This window comes from Anabaena sp. CCY 0017, assembly GCF_963920885.1.
Classification (GTDB): domain Bacteria; phylum Cyanobacteriota; class Cyanobacteriia; order Cyanobacteriales; family Nostocaceae; genus Nodularia.
In genome coordinates, this window is sequence record NZ_CAWUDG010000026.1 from 1 (window position 1) to 22316 (window position 22316).

The window sequence follows — 22316 nt, forward strand, 5'->3', positions numbered from 1 at the left end:
CGATTCTGAAAGTTTCTTGAATGAATTCAGCGATGTAGATTCCATCTCTGGTGGACAAGTTACTATCGCTGGTGGTACCGTCGCTACTGGTGCTACCTATGCTGCCAGCAATCCTTTGTCACTCACCAAGTTAGCTGAAGCCTTTGTAACTGTTTATGCCATTGAACACGTAACTATCTTGGCTAAATCCTTCAGCATCACTGGTGTTTACTAATCACTGTGATTAATTACTTCAAATAAATGGCTCTTTGGGGATGCAAGGCATGATTTGATTACCAATAATCCCCAAGAGCCAGACAGATTCAATGCTCTCGATTTTCACTGAAACAAACAAGTCTTCACAAGTCTTTTAGGAGTACATCATGGCTAATATCACTCTTTCTGAATTACACGCTGCTGGTTCTGAATTGTTCAACGATTCTGAAAGTTTCTTGAATGAATTCAGCGATGTAGATTCCATCTCTGGTGGAGCAGCAGTAGCTGCTACAGGTGCAACCTATGCCGCCAGCAATCCTTTCACCTTAACCAAGTTAGCTGAAGCTTTTGTAACTGTATATGCCATTGAACACGTAACTATCTTGGCTAAATCCTTCAGTATAACTGGTGTTTACTAATCGCTCTAGTTAACAACTCAAATAAATGGCTCTTTGGGGATGCAAGGCATTCTTTGATTACCAATCATCCCCAAGAGCTAGACAGATTCAATGCTCTCGATTTTCACTGAAACAAACAAGTCTTCACAAGTCTTTTAGGAGTACATCATGGCTAATATCACTCTTTCTGAATTACACGCTGCTGGTTCTGAATTGTTCAACGATTCTGAAAGTTTCTTGAATGAATTCAGCGATGTAGATTCCATCTCTGGTGGAGCAGCAGTAGCTGCTACAGGTGCAACCTATGCCGCCAGCAATCCTTTCACCTTAACCAAGTTAGCTGAAGCTTTTGTAACTGTATATGCCATTGAACACGTAACTATCTTGGCTAAATCCTTCAGTATAACTGGTGTTTACTAATCGCTCTAGTTAACAACTCAAATAAATGGCTCTTTGGGGATGCAAGGCATTCTTTGATTACCAATCATCCCCAAGAGCCAGACAGATTCATTAATCGAATGGCACTAATTATCACAAGTCTTTTAGGAGTAATTCATGGCAACTATCACTCTTGATCAACTATATGCTACTGGCTCTGAACTGTTCCACGATTCCGAAAGCTTTCTCAATGAACTGAGTGATGTCGATTCTAGCTCTAAGGATCAATATAACGTTGTCGGCGGCATAATTACATTCACTGCATTAGCTGGAACATTTGTCGGTACTTATGCCATTGGTCATGCTACTTATGTGGCCAAGTCATATAGTCAACCGCATTATGGGTATGGGCGGCGCTTCTAGCTTTGTAGTTAATTATTAATCTTGATGGCTGTCTTGAGATTAAAGGTAAAAAATAAGCAATTTTATTTGAGATAAAACCTCACAATGAAAAGTGAAGTGAAACCAAAAAATTCACAAATAATCTACAATTGCGAACTATTATCTTAATCAGGGTTGTGAATACTAAGACACCCTAATAGCCAGCCAGATTGAAAAATATATGCTGTACTTAGACAATAAAATTGAAACTTAATTAAAATAAACATTTCGACAGTCGCCAAAATTGTTCAATCACCTAAATTAGATGCATTTAATTTGGTAGTTGTGAAAGATTGCGAACAAATAACAGTTTGACCTGAGTCGTGATAGCAGATTAGTTGACTAATGATTGAGAAAATTACTGAAAATAGGGTAATTAACTCATTAATCAATAATTTGTCTAGGAATTAAGTAAATGTCCGTAATTATAATTTCCGAACTACACTCTACGAACTCAGAAAGCTTTTTAGTTGAAATAACAGATATGTATTTTCCATCTATATATGGAGGTAATGAATATGCTTTGGACTATGGTTTCCATCAAATGCTGAACTTTACTTATAGGCTGATGGATTTTATGTTATCAGCATTTGCCATCTACAGTATCGTGTCCCTCGCACAGTCATTTATTACTGTGTCTGAGTTTTACCTTGTACCTAATCAGGTTACCCCGTTCTACTTATTTAATTCAAATTGACATGATGACTAAGAAAATGTTGTGTGCAATCAATGCTTGGATCGGAATCCTCTGGTTCTACAGTTTCTTGATTAACCAACAACAAATTTTCACATTACTGAGGAGTATTTAACGCCATGCCATTTTTATTAAGCTATCAAAATGTTTTTGACTACTTAATTCCTCTAGGACTATGTACTGAGGAAGAACGTTCATCAAGTAATATTGAACTTAAACCTGCAAAAAACTTTAACTTATTACTCAGCTTATCAGAAGATAAAAAACTTCTAGTTAAGCAAGAGCGCCACAACCGAGAAGGAAAAACTGCCGGCGAGTTTGTACAGGAATGGCGAATTCATGAGTTTTTGCAAAGAAACCCAGAACTTAGCTATATAAGTCCTTTGCTTTCAGAAGCAGTACATTTTGATGCTGAGAATTCGATCATTATTTTCAACTATCTCAATAATTACCGAGATGTAGCAGATTTCTACACAAAGGAGAATATCTTTCCTACACAGGTGGCGACAAAAATCGGAACTCTTCTGGCTTTAATTCATCGCGTCAGTGTTCAACGTCCAGAGTATCGGGAGTTCTTTGAAAATTCCGAGAATGCACCGAGCCAAGAAGCACCTAAACTAAATCAGAGAATGGATCGGATTACGCCGGAAATCTTCGGTAGTGTTCCATCTGATGGGTTGAAATTCTTTGCCCTATATCAACGTTACGATAGTTTGGGTCAAGCGATCGCAGAGTTGGGTAGTTCTTACACTCCCTACTGTTTGACTCATAACGACATGAAGCTGAACAACATTCTCATTTCCTTAAATTGGGAAGATGTGAATTTAAATAGCTCCTCCTCAGACCAAAGCATGATTCGTTTAATTGACTGGGAACGCTGTTCTTGGGGAGATCCAGCTAGCGATTTAGGCTCATTACTCGGTAGTTACCTGCAATTGTGGCTATACAGCGTAGTTGTTGGTAAAGGGATGGAAATTGAAGAATCTTTACGCCTAGCTACAACGCCTTTGCAAACACTCCGTCCTTCACTTGCTGCACTAGTTAAGGCTTATTTGGCTGAATTTCCCCAAATCTTAGAAGAGCGTCCTGATTTCTTACAACGAGTAGTGCAGTTTTGTGGTTTAGCCTTAATTCAATCTATTCAAGCCACACTCCAGCATGAAAAAACTTTTGGTAATCCGGGTATTAGTATGCTCCAAGTTGCCAAGAGTTTATTGTGTCGTCCAGACGTATCTATACCAACTATTTTCGGTATGGATGCGTCGGATTTGACTCCCACACAATATTCATCGGTACGCTAAAACCTTTGGGAGACGCGATAAATCGCGTCTCTACAAAACATTTGGAAGCCCCCTCATTGCTTGCGGGGTGGGGTTCTTGTACCTTATAACACCGGGAAGACGTGATCAATCGCGTCTCTACAATTTTTGCAACACACTCTCTTATTTACAGGCAATCTCTTATGCAACTATTAGATTCGCTACAAACACAACTAGCTACTATTCCTGAGCCTTTGCAGACATCAATACAAGACATTATTCATAAGGTTGAAATCGTTTCTCATCATTGTATTAAGCACCCAAATTATAAAAGCGTGGAATTAACTGAGCAAGCAGTTTCCCGCTTTCAAAAATTGCCCTTAGACCTCCAGAATAAGTATTTAGCTTTACAGTTGCGTAGTTTTCTTTATGGTGTCTATTACAACGGTTCATTGAAAGAGGATCTCAATCTCGGCTCAGATGGAGAGTCGAACAATATAGCATTGAACCAGGATTTAGAAAATAATAGCTTTTTAGGTGTAGATATTGGTTTTTATGACCGCTTACACGAAAGCAACAGAGGTGAAGGTTACTTTAGCAACGATTGGCTAGTAATCAAAGAAGAAACAGATGGTGCTTTGGCTGTGCATAAGGGTGGTTTAACTCTGCACATTGAGCGTGATGTTCACTTGCGAGCAGAAGATAAAGCTGTAAATATCGGTAGTTTAGTTTCCATTAAATTGCCCAAGAATGTGGTACAAAATGGGTTCTATATGGCAGTGGGCAATGAAGCTGCTCATGGTGATCAAGAAATAGTACGGATCTACTTTAATTTATCCCCAGATGGTGCGGTTGCTGTCATGGATGGTTTGACTACCCAACTCAATGCTCTGCCACTTTCTTTCACATTTAAAGCACTATATAATCCTACAGATTATGGACGTTGTGATTCAGCAGTGCTTTACTTTGATAAACACAACTATGAAGTTGTTCGCCCAGTATTAGAAAGGGTGTATACAGAAAATCAATCTCATTTTGGCGACTCAGTACCTTTATTTACTAAATTACTTGCGCCGGGGTTAGCTCTGGCTGAAGAACCAAATAGCAAATTTACAGAGCGTGAAAGTTTTGGGATGAACCGATGCCAAATTATTGCTAATGCTCTGCTTGATGTTTGGCAGCAAGATAATGATACGCCAGCAGGTAGGTTAGAATCTATTTTGAAACATTTCTCTATGCTGGAAATTGAATTGCAACGTCCTTATCTCAATTCCCAATCTGAAGATATCTTCACTCCTTTGCAGTTCTGATATTGTATAGAACCTCACCCCAACCCTCTCCTTACTAAGGAGAGGGAGCCGGAATTTTTTGTTTGGGAAGTTCCAAGGAATAAAATACTTAATTTGTCAGGTGGGTTAGTGTGTAGGGTGTGTTGTCGCGTAGCGCAACGCACCATCTTAAATCCTCAGTGCTGATATTGTATAGAACCTCACCCCAACCCTCTCCTTAGTAAGGAGAGGGAGCCAGAATTCTTTGTTTGGGAAGTTCCAAGGAATAAAATACTTAATTTGTCAGGTGGGTTAGGATCTTAGTCGAATGGCACGAAGATAAGCCGAAATCTCCTTGGGGCAGGGTGTTGGGTGTAGTGTTTAATAAAATTGAATTTTAGTACGTTCATGTGTTCAACAACTTCTTAATTCCCCACACCCGACACCCGACACCCGACACCCAAAAGCCTTATAAATAATGGATTTGCCGTTATCTTAGTGCCATTCGATCTTATTCTTTAACCCACGATAAACTTAAGCACTTAACGAAAAACCTCACCCTGCTTTTGCTATGCGAAGGTAAGGAGTGGAATTTTTGGAATGATTGTTGTTCGGTTTTGCATAGTGACATCACCTTTGTAGAGACGTTTCATGAAACGTCTCTACATTGTTTGTCGCAACTATCTATGCTGGTGTTACCAAACTAGCTGATGCTTGAGTATGAGGATGTTCTTGCAGATTGGCGACAATTTCGACAGTGGCTATTTGTTGCTGTAACCAATTGCTAAAAAAGTCTCCCATAATTTGAAATCGCAAGTTATCATCTAATTCTGGTTTAATTATTTCCTCTACAGCAATGATATGCGCTCCTTTGGGTGTAATGATTGGTTTGAGTATTTGCGGGGGATTAGCTGCGAACACTGCGGCGGCAATTTCGGCTCTAAAGTCAATCCGGCGGCGGATTCCTTGATAACCACCTGCGCGACGGGTTTCGGGATTTTGGATGTATTGACGAGCGATTTCTTGGAAGCTGATTTCGCCTTCTTGGAGTGAATAAAATAGTTCTAAAGCCAAATCTTCATCATCTAATACCACTTCATAAGTTACAGCGCCAAAATATCTAGGTTGATGAGCATAAAAGAATGGTTCGATTTTATCTGCAAATAAATGATTAGCTAATTTGGAAGAGGTGAGGTTTATTTTAGCTACTTCTTCTAAGTCATCCAGGGAAAGATGATGTTTTTGTAACCAAGCCCAAGTATCTTCGGCTTTGAGTAATCGGTTAGCTAAACGCAGATTATCTGCTGCTGTTTGCAGTTCTTCTGTGGTGATTTCAATCCCTGCTTTATCGGCAGCTTCCGCAATAATCTTTTGCGTAGCGATCGCCTCTAATATTCCAGGGATTTGACAAGCCATCCTGATATAATAAATAATGTCTTCGGTCGAAATTTTTACAATACCTGACATAAGTAAAAGCCTCCATTTAGCAACTAAATAAAATTAGTGTTTTGAGTCTTGATAGCAAGTATCTTATTCATCATCTTTGCTTGATATATTGTTTAACGTCTCTATCTAATGATAGTTTTAATATTTTAATTAACAGTATTTAAAATTATCAGTTTCTCCTAAACTAATTAATTTAATCAAGAAGATATTACCCTATTTTATAAGGTTTAAAACTTTAAAAACAGGGGTATCTATTAATAAAATATATGTGGTGAATAGGGCTGGTAAAGATGTTGGGTTTCCTTGCGTCAACCCAACCTACATTTGTTTGTCTCCAATTAGTTATCTAAAGTTCTAGACCGCCTTGTTGCAATTTCTTAAAGGGATCTAAGATAAAATCAATGACTCGGCGCTGACGGATAACTACCTCTGCGGTGGCTGTCTGTCCGGGGGTTAAAACAACGCGTTGGTTAGCAGCTTGTACATAAGGCTGATCTAGGGTGATATCTAAATCAAAAGTGTCTATACTGCCTTGGCTACTAGACTGAACTCTGGAGTTAGGTGCAATCCAACTCACACGCCCCTCCATCACGCCATAATCTTGGTAGGGATAGGCATCAAACTTGATTTTAACTGGCATTCCCTCTTCTAAGAAACCACTGTTTTGGCTGGGTATTTGCGCTTTCAGAATTAATTTACTATTCTGAGGCGCAATTTGGGCAACGACTTGTCCTGGATCTACCACAGGCCCTGGTTTGGTGATAGGTAACTCAAAAACTATGCCATCAATAGGCGATCGCACTACTCGTTGTTGTAGCTGAATCTGCAAGGACGAAATCTGACTCTTGGTTTGAGCTATTTCTGACGCTAAACTAGTAATTTGCGTTTCCATGTCTTTGAGTTGTTCCTGGCTTCTCAGCACTGCTAATTTACCAGCTTGGACAACGCTTTGATAGCTGCTTTGCTGTTCTTGCAGGCGTAGTTTTGCTTGCTCAATATCCGCTACAACTTGACTCATAGTCGCCTGATAGCGGCTCATTTCTTCTTTTAAACGCAGTTGCGCTTGGGTAATATCAGATTGCGCTTGTAAATGCAAACGTTGGCTTTCCTCTGCTGTCTTTTCTAGTTCCACAAGTTGGATTTGGGGAATTGCACCCTGTTCGTACAGTTCACGAAAGCGATCAACTTCGGAAACATCTCTATTAAAACGACTACTGACTAACTTCTCAGCCGTCTGGGTAGAATTAATATTCTGTTGAGCTTGTTCAACTAAAGCCTGTCTTTCTAACCTTTGTAAATTAGATGCACTTTGTCTCGCATCCAGGGTTTGCTGCGCCTGATTGACTTGAGACATTTTTTCTAATTCTTGGGCTTGATTTTGTTGTTCTTGGATGTTAATCGCCAACATCAATTGGTTTTGCAGCAGCTTTAATTGCGCTTGGCGATCGCTTAATCCTTGCAATTGTGTTTGTCTTTGTTGCAATTCTTTTTCCATTACATCAGAATCCAACTCCAGCAAAACCTGTCCAGCTTTGACGATTGAGCCTTCTTGGACGTTGACAGCTTTCACAGTTCCCGGAACTGAAATACCTAATTGATGCGTCGCTCCTTTGGGTTCTAAACGCCCTCTAGCGCTGCCGGTTTCATCAATTTTGGTAAGCATTGACCAAGGTAAAATAATAGCGGCAAATGCTACCAGGAAGTACAGCAGGGAACGTGTCCAGAGTCTTGGTAAAGCATCTAGCAGTTCTTCTGTACCATAAAACCAATCATTGGCTTCGTTTTCTACCTGTGTCTGATATTTAACAACAGTACTAGAGTTTTCTACCTGGTTATTTTGGTCTTGCTTTGGTACTGCAAGTACGGATGATAAATGTTGAGATGGATTTGGCATAAGTAATTCAACAGTTTACTTTCCTGGACATGGGAGGTAATTCGTAATTCGTAATTTGTAATTCGTAATTGATTCGTCCCTTGTCTTTTGTTCAATTGAAAATTTCCCAGGTTTTCGACGAAGAGGTAGGGGGAAATCATCCCTTTCTTCTAAGTGGAGCATAGGGGATTGAGATGGAGATTTTTCTTCCCCCCTGCCTCTTCTTCAGGCTGTTTGTACTGTTTGAGCTAGTTGTTGCTGGTTGAGATAAAAGTAATGACCTTTTCTGGCTATTAATTCGTCGTGAGTTCCGCTTTCGACGAGTAAGCCTCGATCTAAAACTAGAATCAGGTCAGCATTACGCACTGTGGACAGGCGATGAGCAATAATTAGGCTGGTGCGCCCTTGGAGTATGGTTTTCAGGTTATTTTGAATGATTCGCTCAGATTCGGAATCTAGGTGGCTGGTGGCTTCGTCTAGGAGTAATAAGCGGGGATTTCCGAGTAACGCACGAGCGATCGCAATTCTTTGGCGTTGTCCACCAGATAACATTCCCCCACCTTCACCAATTTGGGTTTCGTAGCCGGTCGGCATAAGTTTGATAAATTCATCGGCTCCTGCTAATCTTGCAGCTTCAATAATTTCCTCTAAGGTGGCTTCTGGGTGAGCAATGTTGATATTTTCGCGGATTGTCCCGCCGAATAAGAAGGTATCTTGATCGACAACTCCAATTTGAGAACGTAGAGATCGCAAGGAAATACTAGTCACATCTTGGGCATCAATTAATACTTTGCCATCTGTCGGTAGGTATAGTCCTAAGATCAGCTTGGCGAGGGTTGTTTTTCCTGAACCACTACGCCCAACTACCGCTACAGTCTGCTCAGGGAGGATTTCAAAGCTGAGATTTTCTAGGACATTAATATCACTCTCTGGGTGATAGCGGAAAGTCACATTGTCAAATTTAATGTGTCCTTCTAATCTTGGTAAAAACTGCCGGGGGTGATGGTGTAAATCTTCCTCTGGTTCGGCTTCCAAGACATCATTAATTCGTTCACTGGAAATAACTACTTCCTGGAATTGATTCCACAAAATAACTAACCTTTGAAAGGGGCGAATAACGTTGCCCAATAACATATTGAAAGCAACTAACTGCCCAATTGTCAGTTCATTTTGAATGACTAACCATGCCCCAAACCACAGCAAACCTGTAGTTACTAACGTTTCAATACCGGAGCTAAAAAGCTGCATTTTATTACTAATAATCTGCCCGGCAAATGTCTTTTTAATCACATTATTTAATAGCTCTTCCCAATGCCAGCGCACTGTTTGTTCAATTGCCATTGAGCGAATTGAGCTAATACCAGTGAGGGATTGAATCAGATAGCTATTTTCGTTAGCTGTGGCATTAAAAGCCTCACGATTAATGCGACGAAAGAAAGGTGTAGCAACTATTGCTAGGATAAAGAATGGTGGGATAATTGTTAAACTCAGTAAAGCCATTGGTGGACTATACCAAAACATCAATCCCACGTAGATAAACACTGTCAGCAAATCTAAGGTGATGGATAAGGCTTCACCAGTGAGGAATCGCTGAATTTTATAGTTTTCTTGGACGCGGGAAATAATATCACCAACGTAGCGGGATTCAAAGAAGGCTAAAGGTAAGCGGAAGGTGTGTTTAATAAACCCTACCAATAAGGCTACGCTGATGCGGTTGGCTGTATGATCTAGTAGATATTGCCGCAATCCATTGATGACGACACTAAACAAGCCAAAAATCAGCAACCCGAAACCTACGGCGTTTAATGTCAAGGTGCTACGCTGCACAAGTACTCGGTCTAATAGCAACTGAGTTAATAAGGGCGTAACTAATCCAAATATCTGAATTAACACCGAAGCCATGAAGACCTCTAGCAGTACTTTGGAATGGGGTTTGACTAAATCAAACAACTGCCAAAATTGTGTACTGTTTTCCTCGGTTTCTTTCAGCAGGGCTGTGGGTTGTAATAACAATGCGTAACCAGTCCAACCCGCTTTAAAGTCTTCATGGGTGAGAGTGCGTTGACCGAAGGCGGGATCACCCACAATCACTTGTTTTTTGCTGACTTCATAGACAACAATGTAATGTCTACCTTCCCAGTGGGCGATCGCAGGTAAGGTCTGTTGTGCTAATTTATCTAAGCTGGCTTTCACCGGACGGGTAGTAAAACCAATACTTTCCGCCGCAGTTGTTAAACCCCGCAATGATGCGCCGGTGCGATTAATATTAGCTAAGTCTCGCAGTCGGTTAACGCTCAGGCGCTTACCCCAATAGCGGCTAATCATCACCAAGCAAGCGGCTCCACAGTCAGCAGCGCTTTGTTGTTCAAAGAACGGATACCTCTTGGTTAATCGTCCCCACCAATGGCCAGCTTTGACTGTAGGGCTGGGAAAATAGGCTTGTTTTCGCTTTTTTTTGGGTTCTGGATCTGGTGGTGGTAACTGTTTAATCAGACTGGGGGGAATTACTGGTGTAGGCGTGTCTTCTGTAATATCTTGGCGTTCTTGTGATAATTCGGCTAATTGCGGCCAGTATTCTAATGCAAGTGGCCAATCAGCATTTTTGAGGCTGTAAACCTTAGTGGGTTGACTTATGCGCCAATTTTCCTGCTGGGGATATACGTAGATGTTTCCCGGTGTTAATCTGCGCCCATCTGTGTGCTGTAGTTCTCCCTGATGCAGTAGCCAAAGTTTGGTATCTTGGAATAAATTGACTGGAAGTGAGTCACCTTCCACAGTGTGGCGCTCAAATAAAGCCAAAGCTCTGAGTATTTCTTCTACAGACCCATTGTGAGGAATTAGGGACGTTTGACAACATAGTAACAGTAAATCCCACAGTTCGGCACGTTGTTTGAGGCGATCGCGAATACTCGGATGTTTGCGGATTACCTCTTGTAAAGATGCTTGCGGAAAATATGCCAGTTTTAACTTCACAGAAGCTCTAGCCACATAAGGACTAAACTGTTCTTCTGTAAATAAAGTCAGTTCGCCAAATGATGCTCCGGTTGTCAGGGTGGTAATTAAGTTATTCGAGCCATCTAAAAGCCTGACTTTACCCCCCAGAACGATATATATCCCATTCGGTGCGTTTGCTGCTTGCCAAAATTGCTTGGCTACAGGTGGTTCGACAATTTCCACCCCAATTAAACATCTTTCAATTTCTTTGTCTGACAACGGCTCACCCAAGCTATGGATAAGTTGTTGCGCTAAGTATTCCGGGGAAAACGCTGATGCCATTTCCTGACCTCCAAGACAGAATTATTTATTGGTCTGAATGAGATTTAACGACCAATGGAAATTAGGTTCGGAGTTAGATTTCAAGTCACCAATTGTAATCCCAGCATCCATTCGGCTTCGCTCAGGACAAGCCTTGGTTTGGTCAGTTTCTGGAGGGCTGGAACTTTTGCGTTTGGTGGACAGTCCCATTTGTTTAAGTAGGCGATTAATGTGGCGATCGCTAATTTGGATGTTAAATTCGTTGGCGAGATGTTTGCTTAACCATTGAGCAGTCCAATAGGTAAACGCGTAACCATAATCACGAGGGCTATGGCTAACCAATTCTTTCAATCGCTCCAGATATTGGTCATTAACAATTTTCGGTCTCCCGATTGGTCGCTCATTCCATTTGTGGGCTAAACCTGCTTCAGCTAAACCAATCCAATAGCGTGCCATTTCCTGAGAACAACCGATGATTTCACAGATTTGGCTTTGAGATTTACCCACATCGGCTAATAACATAATATTAATCCGCCGCCGATATTCTGGCTGTAAATCAGTTTGTAAGCTTTTTAATAAAGCCTTTTTTTGGAAAGATGTTAAAAACTTACCTTCTTGAAAATTTTGGATGTTGTAATTTTCCAAGGTTTCGCTTTGGCTAAGAGAGTGTGACATATTTATTACCAGTTGTCATTTACTGAAAATGTGGGCAATTTTATCCGTTACAGCTATGTCAAGCCTCAATACATCAGGCTCGTAACTGCAAGCGTAATTAGCCTTTTCCAGCTAATTAAATATTTACGGAATATGGGTATAATGCTTGGTAATTTCCCTCTAGTATCGTGACGAAAATGAGGGCATATACCCGTGTTATCTTGGCTTTTTATCCTCAATGTTTCACCATGCTAATTGGTTGTGCATCGAATGAGAGGTGTCATCAAAAAGCTGCCGACACATCACGGAATTTTTCTATTTTTCCCAGTCAACACATTCTTAGTTAAAAGCTGCGCTCTTGTGGTGTGAGCGATAGATTGCGTGGCGTAGCCATAAATAGTCAGTAAGTAGTAGTAAGCAAACCTGACAAAAAATGAAGCAAGCATAGCTGTTGTTTAATCTCATAAACAGCAATTTCTGGTAAGACACCTAAAACCAGTAAGTATTTTACTGGTTAACCCCAATAACTTGACAAACTTCCCTGAAAATCTGGTGTGTTTCGATTACCAAAATTGTGGTTGAAACGTGTTCCATCACAAAATGGAACTTTAGAGGCAGCTAAGGTCAGGTATGAATACAAATCTACTTCCTAGACTAGCCTAATAGTAGCTAATATCTCATCAGCAGATTTTAATAAATCTGGAATTATCTAGAAAAAAAAGTTAAACGCAAAAGTGACAGTTATTTACTCTGTTGTCTTAACCTACTGTTATTCTTTTAGAAAGTTTCCTACATCTAGTCAAGGGTTTTCACAAAAAAGACGAAATCTTTACTCAATATTAATTATATCTTTATTTAAAATTAATAATCAATTTGGTCTGGATGAAATTTGGATATTTATGAAGTTTTGTTGTACGTGATTTTTGAGCATTAAAGTTTACTTGTTAGTTTCTAGTATCGTGGCAAGCTTAAAGTAGTGTATTAGACTAAATGTAGGTTGGGTTAAGCGCAGCGCAACCCAACGCGACCAATGATGTTGGGTTTCCTTACGTCAACCCAACCTACAATTTTTTTGCGACATTTTTAGCTTGCCACGCCACTACATATACTTAGATTTTTTCCATAATTAAATAGTAGTCATATATATGTCTGACAATACTTAAGTTTTTTCGTCCAAATAATTACAATAAAAAATAAATAATGTCTTTGCATCTATCCTCAGCAAGATAAAAAACAAATGTAAGTTGGGATGAATAAATCATCATGGTTTGTAATTGTGCTTTACTGCTGAATCGCAAATAAGAGCAAATTGGGCGAAATTTTACATTTCATTACATAAGTAATTGGACAAAAATATTTACAGTCATTGCGAGACAAGCGACTCAATCACATCACAGTCCTTATGTCTACCCAAATAAACGCTTTTAGATTGTGGGTACACCAGAGGAGACAAAGTAGGGGACATAAAAAAACTGGAAGCTCGAAATAAATAGCTTCCAGTATTAGCTGTATAAATTGTTGATTTATAAAGCGGAGATAATCCTGTTTGGGAGAACAAGGATTATGTTTTTTGAAAAAAAGCGTAACAGCTATAAAATCTATGCGCCATAACGACGATTGAAACGTTACTTTTTCTTTTTCCACGGCTGCTTATGATGCTAAATATTAGTTTTTTAGGCATATATAACACCAAATGCAGTCAAGAAGCTCTATTCAGTTTCTCCACGTCTAGAGACTCAATAGCCAGCATGAAAATTTAAAATTGCGGGGAGACGCGACTCTAATTTTTTTTTGCTCAGACTTCCTGGAAAAAAAGAACCACCAATAGTAACGCGGGAATCATCAGTCTTGGTTTAGGAGTTATTTACTCCCTGAGATCCTGATTACTTCAGCAACAGCAATCAGTTAGATATGATTCATAATCAGATATTCATTTCATGTTTTTAATTGAATTTTTATTTAATCACCTCTTACTCTAGTAGCTATTTATAATCTATATGATTTTTGTAATTAATATTTGCCATTTTGGCAGTTTTTATTAACCAATTTTCTTGTTATAAACTAGGCTTATTTAAGCACATAAGGTAATGGTAAATTACCCAGTTAACAGGTAACAAAAATTTTAACTCTATCCCTAACTTGAGGAATAGAGCCTTTGATTGTAAACATTTAATGGGGTTAATTAATTATCTACACCGCCACCACGTATTTCATTTGTTTGCTTTCCCACTACTTCCATATAAGCAAAGTCTTTAATTTTACTCAAACAACTAGCTGAACCATTGGTATTAGACCTGCTAGTGTTCATATTTTGATTATGCTGTTGCTGTGTTCTGCTAACTTGAGTGTTATCTTTCAGTAATCGATTATAAGTGCGATAGGGGATGTAGTGTAAAGGATTATAACCAACTATGCGTAGCATTAACACACACGCCCAGGAATACTTACCCGCAAGAATCGCTTCTACTATTTGATCGAATTGTTGAGGATTTACTGCTTTATTGAAGTTACTACTAATTCCAGGAATATTGTGATTCATAGTGTTAGTTATCCTTGATAAGACTAGTCTAAGTGCGTTGTTTTTGATGTAAAACTTGAATTACAGTTTATTGAATAGCAAAAAAAATTTTATTAACAATTACATACAGAAAGTTTTGCGGTTCTCTGCGTCTGTCTTAGTTGCTTGAGTTTGGCTAAGAAAAGCAGAACTAAATAGTAGTAAAAATAAAAATCGTAAATTTTCATGTGTAAACTTCTCCCTTGACTTGAGGTTACAACTGCATTTGACCTGAAGATTCTTTCCATTAGCTGACCTTCAATTAAAAGTCTATGTACTGCTTTATATGAATCCTGGTAGATGCAGCTTTGACCCCTGTTGAATGCTGGAAATGCTAATTAAATTAGTTTTCCCTGATAAATTTATTGTATATTTTAGCTCTAAAGTTCAGAGCATTTGTATAAGAAAATTCAGTTTATTCTCGCAAATAAATAATTATTTATCGGAGAACTTTAGGACTAACTTTATTAAGTATACTACTGTCTACTGTTAATGTCATCGCTTGATTTAGGATAGATATCATTAAATTCACTGAGCTTTTTTATCCCTAATTTTCTATTGCTTAGGTCTATTTTATATCATTTAGTCTCTAATCAGTGAGGGGGTCAAACCCCTCGATTAAAATGCATTTGAGACTTGTTTCTTGAGGAACTTACTAGAAAATTTACCACTAAATAGATGAATAAACAACTGACAATTACAGCAATATAAATAACATCAAAAACCTCATAATATCTGCGGCTTCTGTCCTTATTGAAAATATTTTCTAGCTATTGTTGATATTTCTCTGGTTCTATGTAACCGTAATTGCTGACTAGCAATGGATTGTAGGCTAAGTGCATCTGCAAAAAATCCCGAATCTGATCGTTTATTTTCCTGAAGCTCTAGCAACTCAGCACAAAGAATAATTTGTACTTATTAATGCTTCATGGTATTATTACCCAAAATTTGAGATTTGCAGACACTAGTTAAAATAAAACATCCTCAAAAGGATGTGGAAAAACGTATTATGTAGCAGGTTTGGCCTGAACGCCATTGAGATATTTTAAGAAATCGGCGAAGTTTATTTTGTCGAGTTTGTTACTAAGTTGATCCGGAAGAAAATCACCAATCTGATCATTGCAGTTGGGCTAAGTGACGATAAAAACCAGCTTTTGCCATTAATTCTTGGTGAGTACCTTGTTCAAGCAGCACACCTTTGTTAAAGACGAGTATGCAGTCGGCGTGACGCACACTAGATAGACGGTGAGAGATGATAAAGGTGGTCAGATGTTGACTCATTTGGGCTAAGTTTTGCTGAAATCGTCGTTCTGATTCAGCATCTAGGGCGTTAGTTGCTTCATCCAAAATTAAAATAGCTGGGTTCCTAATCAAGGCGCGAGCGATCGCAATTTTTTGTTTTTGTCCAGCAGAAAGCTTGATACCTGTGGCTCCGATTGGGGTGTTATACCCCAAAGGTAATGCTTCGATAAAGTTGTGTGCTTCTGCTAACTGGGCAGATGCGATCGCCTGTTCTGGACTAAACTCAGAACTGTACAGGGTGATATTTTCTAAGATGCTTCCAGAAAACAGAAAACATTCCTGTGGGACAAAACCCAACTGACTCCGCAACGATTGGGGCGAAACTAGGGAAATATCTTGTCCATCAATCAAAATCTGCCCTGCGTCGGGACGATATAAACCAGCCAGCAAATTCACTAAAGTACTCTTACCGGAGCCACTCTCACCGATAATGCCAATAGTTTGCTGTGGTTTCACCTGAAAAGAGATATTTTGTAAAATCTCGTGATCTTCATCGGGGTTGTAAGCAAAGGAAACATTTTCAAATTGCACTTCCCCCCGAATCGGAGGTATGGCTGGGAGAGGTGTTTGATGAAAATTTTCTTCTGGTTGGGAAGCTAAAACTTCTTCTAACCTTTCTACAGAATCCTGGATCTCTGGGAACTCATCCCACAACTCTAGCAACGCCACAACTGCGATCGCAATATTACTCACCAGCAGATTAAAAGCGACAAATTTCCCCAGCGACATCTGTTGACTAATCACCAGATTTACCCCAAACCATAAAATAGCTGTGATACCCAGATGATGAACCCCACTCTTAATCAGTTGTAAATTACTCGCCAACTTCCGCCCGCGCAACCGCACCTTCAACATCTGCTGAAAACGCTGCTCCCAATGCATCTGCACTGCATATTCGGCTGTTGCGGTTTTGACTGTGACAATACCAGCGATCATTTCGCTGATCGAAGAATTTTGTCCGACTGATTCCTGGGCGATTTCCCGTGAAGCTTTTTTGAGGAATGGACTGGAAACTAGACTGACAATGACAATAAAGAATATCCACAGCAACACCAGTAGAGTTAGTTGCCAATTGTAATAAGCCATTAGCCCCAGATAAATCACCACCATTAAAGGTTCTATAATGCCACTAACAGCTTGACGAGTCAGGAATAATTGAATTTTACTATTTTCCTGAACACGGTTGAGAATGTCTTCAATGGGGCGTGATGCAAAAAACTGTAACGGCAGTTGCAACGTATGATTAATGAAATGACCAATTAAGTTAACGTTGATGCGATTGGCAATATACTCCAAAATGTATTGACGCTGTGTAATTAAGACAGTGCGCCAAATACCTAAACTCAAGAAGCTAATCACGAAAATATTTAAAGTATCAAAATCTTTCAGGGGTATTACTTGGTCGATTACCACCTGGGAAAATAGGGGAGTAGCCAATCCAATTACTTGCACCAATATTGAGGCGAGAATAATTTGACCGAGTAATTTGCGGTAACGTCGCAATGTATCCCAATAACGTTTCAGAGAAACTTTGCTGCTACTCAGGGTATGAAAACGTTTAGTAGGGCTTAAAAGTAAAGCGTAGCCGGTGCAACCATCTGTAAATTCCGCCAGGGATAGCCACCGCTTACCTATAGCTGGATCAGAAATTAAGAGGCGATCGCCTTTAACTTGCCAAACTACAACATAGTTAATTTTTTGCCACTCCGCTATCCAAGGATTTGTATAAGTATCTAATTTATCAAAATTAGCCCGCACTGCTTGGACATCGTATCCCAAGTTATCGGCCGCTGCGGCTAAACCGTGGAGAGATGCACCCATGCGCTCGACTTGGGCTAAATTTCGCACGGTGTAGAGTCCCCAGCGCTTACCCCAATGCTGGCTAATCATTGCCAAACAAGCTGCACCACTATCTGATCCACTTTGTTGGGGAATAAATGGATATTTAGTCCATAACTTAGCGCTGGATTGTGGCTGGTTTCTCCCTTGGGAAACATCAATATCTTCCACTTCTACATCGGGATCATCCTCTGAGTGTTCACTACTCTGGGGAACAGGAAGCGGTATTTGGACGATTGGTGAATTAGTTGATTCTGCTTCTGCTGCCTGATTTTCAGGTACTATAGCTTTTACCGCTTCCCAATCTTCTGTTGACAGGTAGTAAACTAATAAATCCGTTTGGGCAATGCCATCATTAAATGTAACATCGGGATATACCCAGCTATCTCCTACCTGTAATGAGTTGTCAATTTTGCCTCCTGCTAACCAGAAGTGTCCCTGTGCTTGTGCAGTTGCTTCTAGTAAAGATAAACCAGATGTAATCTTTATGGCTATCAGGTATGGTAATAATTCTTCTGGAGTGACACTGGTGAGAGAACACCATTCAGTATATGTTTTAAAAAATATCAGTGCTTGCTGCTGATAAGTTGATAGTTGTAAGTCACTTTCTAAATTAGGTATAGAATGTAACCATTTTCTCAGGTCATCAATAGCTATTTGCGCTACACAACCTGCACTAGTGGCGATCGCTCGATATGGTAAAGTTTGATCACAAAATAAATTTTCTCCCCCAAAAGTTTGCGCGGCGAATAATAATTGTGTAGAGACTTCCCGCCCCAGAGTTACATCAAAACCCCACAAGCGTACTTGTCCCTGACAGATTAAATACAGACAATTGCTGGTATCTTCAATGTCTCCATTCAAATCCTCACCGGCTTGAAACTCTCGAATCACCCAAGCTTGGCTAAAGTCTGACCCCACACTTGTATCCCCTGCGACTATCTGTAAAAGTTGGAGGATAGAGGCTGCTGGAGTAGGAGATTGTTGATTGCTGGTATTGTTGTTCATATCTCCCCGAACTCTGAATGAGCAAAAGGAACGTTAGCGTAGCGGGCGCACAGCGCATACCGCATTCGCGTTAGCGTCTCCCCTTGGGAGAAGGACACAAAGAAAGGAAGGAAATTTTGGAGTTTATCGCAAAGTACTGAGTATAAAGCCAGTTTTTTAAATTTAAGGCTTTGACCTATCAACCCTGTTCTCACTTTTATGAACATCGCTATAGTAAAAATAGAAGTAAGGGTGTTATTAATCACTAAATTATAAAATTTCATCTTTTTAGGCTTTTTTAGACAATAATGGTCAAAATTAGAATTTACCACAAAACCCAAATGCAATGAACGCCAAACTTTTCACCAGATGCTTTTGCATTCTGATGTCAAATCATATTTGATAGAAAGTTTACTAATTATTTGGATGAATAAAATTAGCAACCTTTGTATTTTGGCAAAAAGCAGTTTTACTTTGTAAGTATAGGAAATCTTTTTTTAACCCTAGTTATATGTTCTTTTGGTTCCTGAAACACCCGGAAAATAAAACTGAAAATTGCTAATACCGAGTCTTATGTATTTTTAGCTACAGATTACCCTGAGCAAGCGTTACCAAAATCGTTGCGTCTACACAGTAGGCCTAGAGCGAGTTTCCAGCCCTAAAAACAGAATTTAACTGGAAATCCAGTTCCCCTCCTCGCTTCGGAACTTTCGCTTTAGCGATACGCAATAACTACTTGTTGTTGGCTAATTCCCAATTACCTCACGGAAATTTTTTAAAATCATAGACAAATTATCCTGTCGCCAAACAGCAACGATTTCTAACATCGGACATTTTTCTTGGATTGAGCGATAGACTACACCAGTGCGGGGAGTATTTTGAACGTTAGCCGGAAGTAATGCAATTCCCATTCCACCTGCAACTAAACTGAGAACGGTTGATATCCATGCGGCTTCTTGTCTAATTTTTGGCTTAAAACCTGCATCCATGCACAGTCGATCAATTTGATCACGCAAGCCATAGAGTAGGCTATGTGGTGGTAAGATAAATCTCTCATTTGCCAGTGCTGCTAATGAAATGCTCATTTGTTTTACCAAACGATGCTTTTCCGGTAAAACGATCACCAATGATTCTTGAAGAATCGACATAGAAGTTAAAACATTATCATGACTAATGTTAATATTCTGCAAATTATGTAAATGAAAGAAGCCTACATCAAGTTGTTGTTTTTGCAGTTTTTCAATTTGGTCATAGGAAGCTAGTTCATATAATACGAGTTCCACATTGGGAAATTTTTCATAAAATGCTTTAAGGATGTCGGGTAGTTTGGTGTTAGCGATAGAGGTGTTGATGCCTATATTTAATCGTCCTGTTTCACCCCGACTGGCACGTTGAGCTAATTCAATTGCATTTTCAGTTTGCTCTAAAATTTGACGAGCTGCTTGCAAAAACTCATGTCCAGCGTTTGTTAATGTCAATGGACGATGACCGCGATCAAATAGCTGAAAGCCAATTTTTTTTTCCAACCACTTTATTTGTTTACTCAAAAATCCCTGATCGATTTCCAGATATGCCGCAGCGCTGGTAAATCCCTGTTTCTCACTGACAGCGATCGCATACTTCAAATGACGCAGTTCGAGTTCATCCCAATTCGACCATTTGCGATCGCGCAGTTTCGGGTTATTCATAGGGCTAAAGTGCTTGTGTTTTCAGCATTATGACGTTTTAATCATGGAATGTTGCATAAACAAGATGATTATATCATTGTTTTCTAAGTTATGTTCAGGAGAACACAACCATTTACTACTTAAAAACCAGAAATGAAGCTTAATAGCAAAGTCAATCGGGTATTGATTGCGGCGGGAACACATGGGAATGAGTTCACTGGAGCATACTTGATGAAAAAATATGAACAAGAGCTTAACTTAATTCGCAGATCCAGTTTTGAAACCCATACGCTGTTTGCTAATCCTCAAGCTTTTGCAGCAGTCACAAGATACATTGACAGGGATTTAAATCGCTGCTTTCTGCGTCAAGATTTACAGAATACAACACTTTCTGGTTACGAGGATTTGCAAGCTAAAAAAATTGACCAATTGTTTGGCCCCAATGGTAAAACCCCTATTGACCTGATCTTGGATTTACATAGTACAACTGCCAATATGGGTTTGAGTATCATTATAGATAGTGAAGAACCTTTTATTCTGCAACTAGCTACATACCTTAGTGTCACTAATCCCGCAGTTAAAATTTATAGTTCTGCTGAATCCGGCCGCAGTCTAAATTCGCTGCGATCGCTTGGTAAATTTGGTATGGCGATAGAAGTCGGTCCTGTGGCACAAGGTGTTTTAAATGCCGAATTATTTCTAAAAACTGAAGCCCTAATTTCGGCAATTTTAGATTATTTAGAACAGTATAACCAAGGAAAAATTCCACTTTTACAAAATACTCTCACTCTATATGAATACATAGAATCAATTGATTATCCTAAAAACGAAATTGGAGAAATTCAAGCTTTTATCCATCCTCAGCTTCAGTTTCAAGATTATGAGGCTTTGAATCCTAATGATCCTCTATTCTTAACATTTGATGGTCAGACAATTCCCTATCAAGGAAAGTCAACTGTATATCCAGTTTTTATCAATGAAGCTGCTTATTACGAGAAAGGTATTGCTATGTGTTTTACCGAAAAGAAAATAATTGCTGTTATCTAATCCACAATTAGAGCTTACACAAAAAAACTTTCAAACACTCATTCATTGGCTCTACTTTTCATGCCCTTGCCTGTATTTTGGTCTTAAATATTTCACTTTTAATACTTTAAACAATGATGAATAATCAACAAATTAAGCTTTATCAAAATATTCAAATATTTTCTCTAGATGATCCTGATGCAGTTTTATCATTTACTCATCGATTAGCAAAAGAAAACGGTTGGACAACTGAATATACCCAACGTGTTATTAAAGAATACAAAAAGTTTGTCTTTCTTGCCGTTATCGCTGGGCATCCTGTTAGTCCTTCTGCTAAAGTAGATCAAGTTTGGCATTTGCACTTAACCTACACGCACTCATACTGGGATGATTTTTGTGGACAAATCTTACATAAATCATTGCATCATCATCCTAGTCGTGGCGGTGATAGCGAGCAGGAAAAGCATCACAGGTGGTATAACGAAACGCTGATTAGCTATGAAAAAATATTTAATGAGCGCCCACCGATTGATATTTGGCAGCCATTAAATATCCAATTCGATAACAATGTTCAGTTCACACGAGTAAACACTCGTTCCTACTGGATTATACCCAAACCATCCTTTAGTTTTCTTCGATTGCCTGGGTTGAAATCGATGCTAATAGCACTGTTATCATTTATGCTAGTCCTAGCAATGAGTAGCTTTTTACCAGTGATTGCTAATACTCATAACTATTCAAATCATTTGTATAGCTCTGAACTTGTAATATCTCAGGTGGTTGACAATACTCCACACCCAGATAATACACCAACATCTACCTTTGAGAATAATCAGACTACCGCGGACAAACCTTCAGAGTGGTCTTGGTGGTGGCTTTTATGGATAATAGTCATAATTTTTGCTTTCTTCGGCGGTTGCGGTAATAGTAAAGGTGATGGCAATAATAATAATAATAATAATTGCAATAGTTGTGCTTGTTGCCCCTGAATGTGATGAGTTATATCTGGCATCACCGTCCTAAAAAAGGCTTTTTTGTCCGCTAAAGAATTTCAATGGTCTGAAACGACAATTTCTC

General features: G+C 39.3%; 14 protein-coding genes and 1 pseudogene. 8 read left to right on the forward strand and 7 right to left on the reverse strand.

The features are described 5' to 3' along the window. The 6 genes from ACM0OW_RS21645 to ACM0OW_RS21670 form a co-directional block, all read left to right on the forward strand. Positions 1-214 (forward strand): hypothetical protein (locus ACM0OW_RS21645; RefSeq protein ID WP_414552232.1); only part of this gene is annotated, 214 nt, incomplete at its 5' end. A gap of 148 nt (positions 215-362) precedes the next feature. Continuing rightward, positions 363-614: a hypothetical protein gene (locus tag ACM0OW_RS21650; protein ID WP_414552234.1), complete on the forward strand. Its 252-nt coding sequence runs from the start codon at positions 363-365 to the stop codon at positions 612-614. Positions 615-761: 147 nt separating this feature from the next. Next, positions 762-1013: a hypothetical protein gene (locus tag ACM0OW_RS21655; protein WP_414552234.1), complete on the forward strand. Its 252-nt coding sequence runs from the start codon at positions 762-764 to the stop codon at positions 1011-1013. A 135-nt stretch (positions 1014-1148) separates the two neighbouring features. After that, positions 1149-1394 carry a hypothetical protein gene (locus tag ACM0OW_RS21660; protein ID WP_414552236.1) on the forward strand — a complete coding sequence of 82 codons (246 nt, stop codon included), beginning with the start codon at positions 1149-1151 and terminating at the stop codon, positions 1392-1394. Positions 1395-2225: 831 nt separating this feature from the next. Beyond that, positions 2226-3407 carry a phosphotransferase gene (locus ACM0OW_RS21665; RefSeq protein ID WP_414552237.1) on the forward strand — a complete coding sequence of 394 codons (1182 nt, stop codon included), beginning with the start codon at positions 2226-2228 and terminating at the stop codon, positions 3405-3407. A 161-nt stretch (positions 3408-3568) separates the two neighbouring features. Continuing rightward, a complete protein-coding gene (locus ACM0OW_RS21670; protein WP_414552239.1) occupies positions 3569-4675 on the forward strand; it encodes a T3SS effector HopA1 family protein in 1107 nt (368 codons plus the stop codon). A 642-nt stretch (positions 4676-5317) separates the two neighbouring features. Here the strand turns inward: ACM0OW_RS21670 and ACM0OW_RS21675 are convergent. From ACM0OW_RS21675 to ACM0OW_RS21705, 7 genes and pseudogenes are all read right to left on the reverse strand, one after another. Continuing rightward, positions 5318-6100: a peptidylprolyl isomerase gene (locus ACM0OW_RS21675; RefSeq protein WP_414552241.1), complete on the reverse strand. Its 783-nt coding sequence runs from the start codon at positions 6098-6100 to the stop codon at positions 5318-5320. Between the two features lie 325 nt (positions 6101-6425). After that, entirely contained in the window at positions 6426-7973 is a 1548-nt protein-coding gene (locus ACM0OW_RS21680) for an HlyD family efflux transporter periplasmic adaptor subunit (RefSeq protein ID WP_414552243.1), read from the reverse strand. 204 nt (positions 7974-8177) lie between these two features. Continuing rightward, positions 8178-11228 carry a peptidase domain-containing ABC transporter gene (locus ACM0OW_RS21685; protein ID WP_414552245.1) on the reverse strand — a complete coding sequence of 1017 codons (3051 nt, stop codon included), beginning with the start codon at positions 11226-11228 and terminating at the stop codon, positions 8178-8180. 21 nt (positions 11229-11249) lie between these two features. Beyond that, positions 11250-11882: a helix-turn-helix domain-containing protein gene (locus ACM0OW_RS21690; protein WP_414552247.1), complete on the reverse strand. Its 633-nt coding sequence runs from the start codon at positions 11880-11882 to the stop codon at positions 11250-11252. A gap of 2167 nt (positions 11883-14049) precedes the next feature. After that, positions 14050-14400 (reverse strand): annotated as a pseudogene (locus tag ACM0OW_RS21695) (HetP family heterocyst commitment protein); the annotation flags it as partial. 1134 nt (positions 14401-15534) lie between these two features. After that, positions 15535-18567 carry an ABC transporter transmembrane domain-containing protein gene (locus ACM0OW_RS21700; protein ID WP_414552248.1) on the reverse strand — a complete coding sequence of 1011 codons (3033 nt, stop codon included), beginning with the start codon at positions 18565-18567 and terminating at the stop codon, positions 15535-15537. 725 nt (positions 18568-19292) lie between these two features. Then, positions 19293-20234 carry a LysR family transcriptional regulator gene (locus tag ACM0OW_RS21705; protein ID WP_414552250.1) on the reverse strand — a complete coding sequence of 314 codons (942 nt, stop codon included), beginning with the start codon at positions 20232-20234 and terminating at the stop codon, positions 19293-19295. 132 nt (positions 20235-20366) lie between these two features. Here ACM0OW_RS21705 and ACM0OW_RS21710 point away from each other — a divergent pair, with 132 nt between their 5' ends. Together ACM0OW_RS21710 and ACM0OW_RS21715 are read left to right on the forward strand one after the other, a co-directional pair. After that, a complete protein-coding gene (locus ACM0OW_RS21710; protein ID WP_414552252.1) occupies positions 20367-21260 on the forward strand; it encodes an aspartoacylase in 894 nt (297 codons plus the stop codon). Between the two features lie 113 nt (positions 21261-21373). After that, positions 21374-22228: a glycine-rich domain-containing protein gene (locus ACM0OW_RS21715; protein ID WP_414552254.1), complete on the forward strand. Its 855-nt coding sequence runs from the start codon at positions 21374-21376 to the stop codon at positions 22226-22228. Positions 22229-22316 lie beyond the last annotated feature (88 nt).

Excerpts from the sequence above, each read along its gene's own strand:
- ACM0OW_RS21650 (WP_414552234.1), top strand. The coding sequence starts at position 363 with ATGGCTAATATCACTCTTTCTGAATTACACGCTGCTGGTTCTGAATTG.
- ACM0OW_RS21655 (WP_414552234.1), top strand. The coding sequence starts at position 762 with ATGGCTAATATCACTCTTTCTGAATTACACGCTGCTGGTTCTGAATTG.
- ACM0OW_RS21660 (WP_414552236.1), top strand. The coding sequence starts at position 1,149 with ATGGCAACTATCACTCTTGATCAACTATATGCTACTGGCTCTGAACTG.
- ACM0OW_RS21665 (WP_414552237.1), top strand. The coding sequence starts at position 2,226 with ATGCCATTTTTATTAAGCTATCAAAATGTTTTTGACTACTTAATTCCT.
- ACM0OW_RS21670 (WP_414552239.1), top strand. The coding sequence starts at position 3,569 with ATGCAACTATTAGATTCGCTACAAACACAACTAGCTACTATTCCTGAG.
- ACM0OW_RS21675 (WP_414552241.1), bottom strand. The coding sequence starts at position 6,100 with ATGTCAGGTATTGTAAAAATTTCGACCGAAGACATTATTTATTATATC.
- ACM0OW_RS21680 (WP_414552243.1), bottom strand. The coding sequence starts at position 7,973 with ATGCCAAATCCATCTCAACATTTATCATCCGTACTTGCAGTACCAAAG.
- ACM0OW_RS21685 (WP_414552245.1), bottom strand. The coding sequence starts at position 11,228 with ATGGCATCAGCGTTTTCCCCGGAATACTTAGCGCAACAACTTATCCAT.
- ACM0OW_RS21690 (WP_414552247.1), bottom strand. The coding sequence starts at position 11,882 with ATGTCACACTCTCTTAGCCAAAGCGAAACCTTGGAAAATTACAACATC.
- ACM0OW_RS21700 (WP_414552248.1), bottom strand. The coding sequence starts at position 18,567 with ATGAACAACAATACCAGCAATCAACAATCTCCTACTCCAGCAGCCTCT.
- ACM0OW_RS21705 (WP_414552250.1), bottom strand. The coding sequence starts at position 20,234 with ATGAATAACCCGAAACTGCGCGATCGCAAATGGTCGAATTGGGATGAA.
- ACM0OW_RS21710 (WP_414552252.1), top strand. The coding sequence starts at position 20,367 with ATGAAGCTTAATAGCAAAGTCAATCGGGTATTGATTGCGGCGGGAACA.
- ACM0OW_RS21715 (WP_414552254.1), top strand. The coding sequence starts at position 21,374 with ATGATGAATAATCAACAAATTAAGCTTTATCAAAATATTCAAATATTT.